7 protein-coding genes are annotated in these 6691 nt (G+C 73.1%); 1 reads left to right on the forward strand and 6 read right to left on the reverse strand.

Translation table 11 applies throughout. From position 1 onward, the window contains the following. Nucleotides 1–1076, forward strand: a 1076-nt coding sequence (locus AB8Z36_RS24925; protein WP_369215607.1) for a response regulator, incomplete at its 5' end; no start/stop codon positions are given. Between the two features lie 40 nt (nucleotides 1077–1116). On the opposite strand, the gene AB8Z36_RS24930 is transcribed toward AB8Z36_RS24925, so the two are convergent. From AB8Z36_RS24930 to AB8Z36_RS24955, 6 genes are all read right to left on the reverse strand, one after another. Next, nucleotides 1117–2766 carry a long-chain fatty acid--CoA ligase gene (locus tag AB8Z36_RS24930; protein ID WP_369215608.1) on the reverse strand — a complete coding sequence of 550 codons (1650 nt, stop codon included), beginning with the start codon at nucleotides 2764–2766 and terminating at the stop codon, nucleotides 1117–1119. Between the two features lie 127 nt (nucleotides 2767–2893). Next, the gene (locus AB8Z36_RS24935; RefSeq protein ID WP_369215609.1) at nucleotides 2894–3475 is read right to left on the reverse strand and encodes a SigE family RNA polymerase sigma factor; all 582 of its coding nucleotides are present in this window, start codon (nucleotides 3473–3475) and stop codon (nucleotides 2894–2896) included. A gap of 182 nt (nucleotides 3476–3657) precedes the next feature. Then, entirely contained in the window at nucleotides 3658–4491 is an 834-nt protein-coding gene (locus AB8Z36_RS24940; RefSeq protein ID WP_369215610.1) for a DUF1906 domain-containing protein, read from the reverse strand. Nucleotides 4492–4557: 66 nt separating this feature from the next. Next, a complete protein-coding gene (locus tag AB8Z36_RS24945; protein WP_369215611.1) occupies nucleotides 4558–5724 on the reverse strand; it encodes a lipid-transfer protein in 1167 nt (388 codons plus the stop codon). After that, nucleotides 5721–6128 carry a MaoC/PaaZ C-terminal domain-containing protein gene (locus AB8Z36_RS24950; protein ID WP_369215612.1) on the reverse strand — a complete coding sequence of 136 codons (408 nt, stop codon included), beginning with the start codon at nucleotides 6126–6128 and terminating at the stop codon, nucleotides 5721–5723. Before AB8Z36_RS24950 ends, AB8Z36_RS24945 begins: the two co-directional genes overlap by 4 nt. Then, nucleotides 6125–6691, reverse strand: a 567-nt coding sequence (locus tag AB8Z36_RS24955) for an acyl-CoA dehydrogenase family protein (RefSeq protein WP_369215613.1), incomplete at its 5' end; no start/stop codon positions are given. The genes AB8Z36_RS24955 and AB8Z36_RS24950, both read right to left, overlap by 4 nt.

Genomic DNA, 6691 nt, shown 5'->3' on the forward strand with positions numbered 1-6691 from the left:
TGCCCAGCCTGCGCCGACGCCCCGAGGGCGCCGCGGTGGCCCCCTCGGGGCGTCGGCGCAGGCTGGGCACGCCTCCGGACCCCGCGGCCGACGAGCGCCCTGACGCCTCGGCGCGCCCGCMCCCGCAGCCGCACCCTCCGTCACAGGCACCGACACAGGCACCGTCACAGGCGCACCCGCACGGCCCGGCGCTGCCCCAGTCCCGTATCTCGTCCGCGTCGGAGGGCGCGGGACGTTCGTACGCGATCGGCGCCCCGGACGAGGACGCCGACGAGGGCCCGGAGCCGCTGGACGGCCCCGGTGGCGCGGTGGAGGTCTCCAACCGGCCGCAGCCGCAGCCGATGGACGACGAACTGCCGCCCGAGCCGCTGGACAACCCGCGCCGCCTCCTGGTGTGGCCCGCGCCCGACGTCACCACCCAGCAGGCGCTCAGCGACCGGGGCTACCGTCCCGTGATCGTGCACTCGCGCGAGGAGGTCGACGCGCAGATCGCGGCGTTCCCCGCGGCCCTGTTCGTGGACCCGCTGACCGGCCCGATCACCCGCACGGCGCTTCAGTCGCTGCGGCAGGCGGCGGTCGCCGCCGAGGTGCCCGTGCTGGTGACGGCGGGGCTCGGCCAGGCGACGCGCGAGGCGGCGTACGGCGCCGACCCGGCCGTACTCCTGAAGGCCCTCGCGCCGCGCGACAGCGAGCAGCACCCGCCGCGGGTCCTGCTCATCGAGGAGCACGAGGAGATCGCGCTCGCCCTGACCGCCACGCTGGAGCGGCGCGGCATGCAGGTGGCGCGGGCCGAGAGCGACGCGGACGCGGTGACGCTCGCGGCGCAGATGCGGCCGAACCTCGTGGTGATGGACCTGCACCAGGTGCGCCGCCGCAGGGCGGGGATCATCGACTGGCTGCGGGCGAACGGGCAGTTGAACCGCACTCCGCTGGTCGTCTACACCGCCGCCGTCGACGAGACGGAGCTGCCCCGGCTCGCGGCCGGTGAGACGGTGCTCTTCCTGGCGGAGCGCTCGACCAGCGCCGAGGTGCAGGGCCGCATCGTGGACCTGCTGGCGAAGATCGGCACGAACTGAGCCACGCGGTCGGCGCGTGGCTCAGTCCGGGCTCACGGGGTCAGAGCCGGGTGACGTCCAGTTCCCCCTCGGCGTACTGCCTGCGCAGGACCTTCTTGTCGAACTTGCCGACGCTGGTCTTGGGGACCGCGGTGATGATCGCCCAGCGCTCGGGGAGCTGCCACTTGGCGACGCTGCCCGCGAGGAAGTCGCGGAGGGCGGTGTAGTCGGCGGTGGCGTCCTCCTTCAGGACGACCGTGGCGAGGGGGCGCTCGCCCCACTTGTCGTCGGGGACGGCCACCACGGCGGCCTCCGCGACATCGGGGTGGGCCATCAGGGCGTTCTCCAGCTCGACCGAGGAGATCCACTCGCCGCCGGACTTGATGACGTCCTTGGCCCGGTCGGTCAGGGTGAGGAAGCCGTCGGGGCTGATCACGCCGACGTCGCCGGTCTTGAGCCAGCCGTCCTCGCTGAACTTGTCCTCGGGGCGCAGGATCTCGCCGCCCGCGCCGCCGTAGTAGGCACCCGCGATCCAGGGGCCGCGCACCTCCAGCTCGCCGGCCGACTCGCCGTCCCAGGGCAGGTGCTCGCCGCCGGGGCCGACCAGGCGGGCCTCGACGGAGGCGGGGAAGCGGCCCTGGGTGAGCCGGTAGCCGAACTCCTCCTCGGTGTCGATGGCGTGGGCGGGCGGCCGGGCGACGGTGCCCAGCGGTGAGGTCTCCGTCATCCCCCAGGCGTGGCAGACGCGCATGCCGAGGCGGTCGAAGGCCTCCATCAGGGAGGGCGGGCAGGCCGAGCCGCCGATGGTGACCTGGCCGAGCGAGCTGACGTCACGCGGCTTGGCGGTGAGCTCGGCCAAGAGGCCCTGCCAGATGGTGGGCACGGCGGCGGCGTGCGTGGGCCGCTCGGACTCGATCATCTCGGCGAGCGGGGCGGGCTGGAGGAAGCGGTCCGGCATCAGCATGTTCACGCCGGTCATGAGGGTGGCGTGCGGCAGCCCCCAGGCGTTGACGTGGAACTGCGGGACGACGACGAGGGAGGTGTCGGCGTCGGAGAGGCCCATCGACTGGGTCATGTTGACCTGCATGGAGTGCAGGTAGATGGAGCGGTGGGAGTAGACGACGCCCTTGGGGTCCCCGGTGGTGCCGGAGGTGTAGCACATGGCCGCCGCGGCGCGCTCGTCCAGCTCGGGCCAGTCGTAGACGGCGGGCTTGTCCGCGAGGAGTTCCTCGTACTCGTGGACCCGTACGGGGGCGTCGGCCAGGAGGGAGCGGTCGCCGGGGCCGGAGACCACGATGTGCTCGACGCCGGGCATCCGGGGGAGCAGCGGGGCCAGGAGGCCGAGGAGGGAGCCGTTGACGATGATGACGCGGTCGGCCGCGTGGTCGACGATCCAGGTGAGCTGCTCGGCGGGCAGCCGCAGGTTCAGGGTGTGCAGGATGGCGCCCATGCAGGGCACCGCGTAGTAGGCCTCGACGTGCTCGGCGTTGTTCCACATGAAGGTGGCCACGCGTTCGTCGTCCGTGACGCCGAGGTCGTCGCGGAGGGCGTGGGCGAGCCGGGCGGCGCGTTCGCCTATCTCGCGGAAGCTGCGGCGCTGCGGGGCGCCGTCGCCGGTCCAGGTGATGACCTGGGACGTCCCGTGCACGGTCGACCCGTGACGGAGGATGCGGGTGACGGTCAGCGGTACGTCCTGCATCGTGCTCAGCACGGCGTCCTCCTGGGGCGGCATCGCCTACGCGGCAGTAGGGTTCGCGCCTGATTCTGCGCGCATACCAGGCGGTATGTCACTACTACCGGGGATGATCGATCATCAGTCGTGTCACCCTGGGTCGCGGTCAGCGGACCGGGGTGAGCTCCGGGTCCTCGCGCAGCTTGCCCAGGGCGCGCGACACCGCGCTCTTCACCGTGCCGACGGAGACGCCGAGCACCTCGGCGGTCTGGACCTCGCTGAGGTCCTCGTAGTACCTGAGGACGACCATCGCGCGCTGCCGGGCGGGCAGCTTCATGATCGCGCGCCACATCGCGTCGCGGAGCACCTGCTGCTCGGCGGGGTCCCCGGCCGGTGCCACATCGGGCTCCGGCAGCTCGTCGCACGCGAACTCGTCGACCTTGCGCTTGCGCCACTGCGACGTGCGCGTGTTCAGCAGGGCGCGGCGCACATAGCCGTCGAGCGCGCGGTGGTCCTCGATCCGGTCCCACGCCACGTACGTCTTGGTCAGCGCGGTCTGCAGCAGGTCCTCGGCATCGCTCGGGTTCGCGGTCAGCGAGCGGGCGGTGCGCAGCAGTACGGGCTGTCGGGCCCTTACATAGGACGCGAACGACGGGTACGCGAAGGGCCCGGCGGCCCGCGTCGGACCCGTGCCCCGCGTCGCGGCCTTCGATGCGCTGGTGCACACGGACACCATGGATGCGGTCATGGCTCCACGCTAGAAGCGCCCCCTACTTCTGCGGATCGGCCCCAGGTCCCGAAGCGGTGTCCGCCTCAGGTTGTACGAATGGTGCCTGCCCCACCTCCTACAGGTGGAGGAGGCGGAGCACGCCCTGAGGGTTCACCCCTGAGAGCCGCCCCGGCGCGCGGGCGCCGGGCGGGCGCCGACGGCTACCGGAAGCGCGCCACCGGGGCGTGCATCAGGTTGCGGTCGATCACCAGCGTGCGCCCGCCGTGCCGCTCCTTGACGTCACCGGCGTACTGGTGGATGCGCCGCGCGGGCCGCCAGGCGCTCTCGCCGATGGCGGGCTCCCCGTACAGGCGCGGCTTGGTGTGCCAGCGGGCGAACCACATCACCGACGGCAGGTCCTTCTTGCCCGCGCGCCGCGCGAGATCCAGGTGGCGCACGCCGGAGTCGGCGCTGCTGTAGAAGCCGGGGAGGTAGCCGCTCGCGCGCACCGCGCGGTTCCAGGCCTGGATGAAGGAGAGCGTGGTGCTGGCGCACGCCGTCTTCTTGTAGGAGTACGCCTCCATGTCCAGGTAGAGCGGGCTGCCCGCCCTGATGCCGAAGGCCTTGGCCCTGCTGACCGCGTCGCGGCCCTCCTGCTTGCCCTGGGTCTTCGGGTGCTTGCCGATGGGCACCCCCTTCTTGTTCTTCGCGGCGACACAGGGCGACTGCGAGCCCACGTACACCGGGAGCACCCGCCAGCCGTTGGCGGTCACCGCGCGCATCCAGCTCGCGCTCAGGTTCGGCTGGTTCTTGCAGGCCCGGCCGCGGCCCGCGTAGTAGACGCCGACGGCGCGGTACTTGGAGCTCTTCCAGCGCCGCATGGTGTCGGCGGACGGCGCGATGCAGGTGTCGAAGGCGTAGCCGCGGAAGGTGGCCGCCTTGGCCTTGCCGGGGGCCGACGCACCGCCGTCGGCGGGGGCGGCCTCGGCGCGCTGCGGGGAGGCGGTCATGGCGAGGGACATCGTGGCCAGGACCAGGACAAGTCCAATGATCATTTTTCGGAGACGCATACGCCGAGTGAACGGCCCGGGCCCCGCCGCGGCCCGAGGACACGCGCGCGTTCAGCCGTCCGACCCCAATATCAGCCCCGATGTGGGGACACCGGTGCCCGCCGTGACCAACGTGCGCGCGGCACCTTGTATCTGGTTCACGGATGTGCCGCGCACCTGCCGGACGGCCTCGGCGATGCCGTTCATCCCGTGCAGGTACGCCTCGCCGAGCTGGCCGCCATGGGTGTTCAGCGGCAGCCGCTCCGCCGCCACGAACCCCGTCGCCTCCCCCGGCCCGCAGAAGCCGAACTCTTCGAGCTGCATGAGTACGAAGGGGGTGAAGTGGTCGTAGAGGATGCCCACGTCGATGTCGGCCGGGCCGAGCCCCGAGGTGCGCCAGAGCTGGGACGCCACCACGCCCATCTCCGGCAGACCGGTCAGGTCGTCGCGGTAGAAGCTGGTCATCTGCTCCTGCGCCCGGCCCGCGCCCTGGGCCGCCGCCACGATCACGGCGGGAGGGTGCGGCAGATCGCGGGCCCGCTCGGCGCTGGTCACCACGATCGCCTGGCCGCCGTCGGTCTCCTGGCAGCAGTCCAGGAGCCGCAGGGGCTCGACGATCCAGCGGGAGGCGGCGTGGTCGGCGAGGGTGATCGGCTGCCCGTGGAAGTACGCCGCCGGGTTGGTGGCCGCGTACTTCCGGTCCGTCACCGCCACGGGCCCGAGCGCGTCCGGCGTGAGCCCGTACGCGTGGAGGTAGCGCTGGGCCGCCATCGCCACCCAGGAGGCGGGGGTCAGCAGGCCGAACGGCAGCGCCCAGCCGAGCGCGGCCCCCTCGGCGGACGGCTCCCGCCGCTGCACCCCCGAGCCGAACCGCCGCCCCGAGCGCTCGTTGAACGCGCGGTAGCAGACCACGACTTCGGCCACGCCCGACGCCACCGCGAGCGCCGCCTGCTGGACGGTGGCGCAGGCCGCGCCGCCGCCGTAGTGGATACGGGAGAAGAACGACAGCTCCCCGGCGCCCACCGCCTGGGCCACCGTGATCTCGGGGCTGGTGTCCATCGTGAAGGTGACCATGCCGTCGACGTCGGCGGGGGTGAGCCCGGCGTCGTCGAGCGCCGCCCGCACCGCCTCCACCGCCAGCTGCAGCTCGCTGCGCCCGGAGTCCTTGGAGAACTCCGTCGCGCCGATCCCGGCGATCGCCGCCCGCCCGCCGAGGCTGTCGCGCGTACGGAGACTCATGCGGCGCCTCCCGCCGGAACGGTCACGGTCACGGTGCCGGTGACGTGTGTGCCGATGCCGTTGGCGCCGACGACTTCGACGGTGGCCGTCTCGCCGCCGGGTGCCGTGTCGACGTGTGTGACGGCGCCGGTCAGGACCATGGTGTCGCCCGGGTAGTTGGGCGCGCCGAGCCGGATCGCCACCTTGCGCAGCACCGCCGTGGGGCCGAAGTGGTCGGTGATGTACCGGCCGACGAGTCCGTTGGTGGTCAGGATGTTCATGAAGATGTCCGGCGAGCCCTTCGCCCGCGCCAGCTCCGCGTCGTGGTGCACGTCCTGGTAGTCGCGGGACGCGATGGCCCCGGCGACGATCAGCGTGCGGGTGATGGGCACGTCGAGCGGCGGCAGCTCCTCACCCGGCCTCATGCGTCCTCCCTCTCGTCGGTGGCGGCCAGCAGCGCGCCCAGCTCTTCCAGGACCTCGCCGCCGCATCCCAGGTACGCGTCCAGCTGCCGCCCCCACAGGAAGTGCCGGTGCACCGGATGGTCCAGGTCGGCGCCCGTGCCGCCGTGCAGGTGCTGGCCCGCGTGCACGACCCGCCTGCCCGCCTCCGACGCCCACCAGGCCGCGGTCAGCGCGTGCGCGGCGTACGGCAGGCCCGCGTCCCTGCGCCAGGCCGCCTCATAGGCGGTGACCCGGATCGCCTCGGTGTCCATGTACGCGTCCGCCGCCCGCAGTTGCACCGCCTGCCTGGCGGCGAGCGGGCGCCCGAACTGCTCCCGCTGGTTGGTGTGCGCGACGGCCCGCGCCAGCGACCCCGCGCACACCCCGGCCTGCACTCCGGCGAAGGCGGTCCGGGCGCTCGCGAGGACGTCGTCGTACGCGGTGGCGTCGCCGATCCGCTCCCCGGGCGCCCCGTCGAGCACCAGCCGCCCCGCCGCCCAGGGCGCGGTCAGCTCGACCGGCTCCACCACGGCTCCGGCCACCGG

The organism is Streptomyces flavofungini, from assembly GCF_041028215.1.
Lineage (GTDB): Bacteria > Actinomycetota > Actinomycetes > Streptomycetales > Streptomycetaceae > Streptomyces > Streptomyces flavofungini_B.

Coding starts and splice junctions, on each gene's coding strand:
- AB8Z36_RS24935 (WP_369215609.1), bottom strand. CDS start 3,475: ATGACCGCATCCATGGTGTCCGTGTGCACCAGCGCATCGAAGGCCGCG.
- AB8Z36_RS24940 (WP_369215610.1), bottom strand. CDS start 4,491: ATGATCATTGGACTTGTCCTGGTCCTGGCCACGATGTCCCTCGCCATG.
- AB8Z36_RS24945 (WP_369215611.1), bottom strand. CDS start 5,724: ATGAGTCTCCGTACGCGCGACAGCCTCGGCGGGCGGGCGGCGATCGCC.
- AB8Z36_RS24950 (WP_369215612.1), bottom strand. CDS start 6,128: ATGAGGCCGGGTGAGGAGCTGCCGCCGCTCGACGTGCCCATCACCCGC.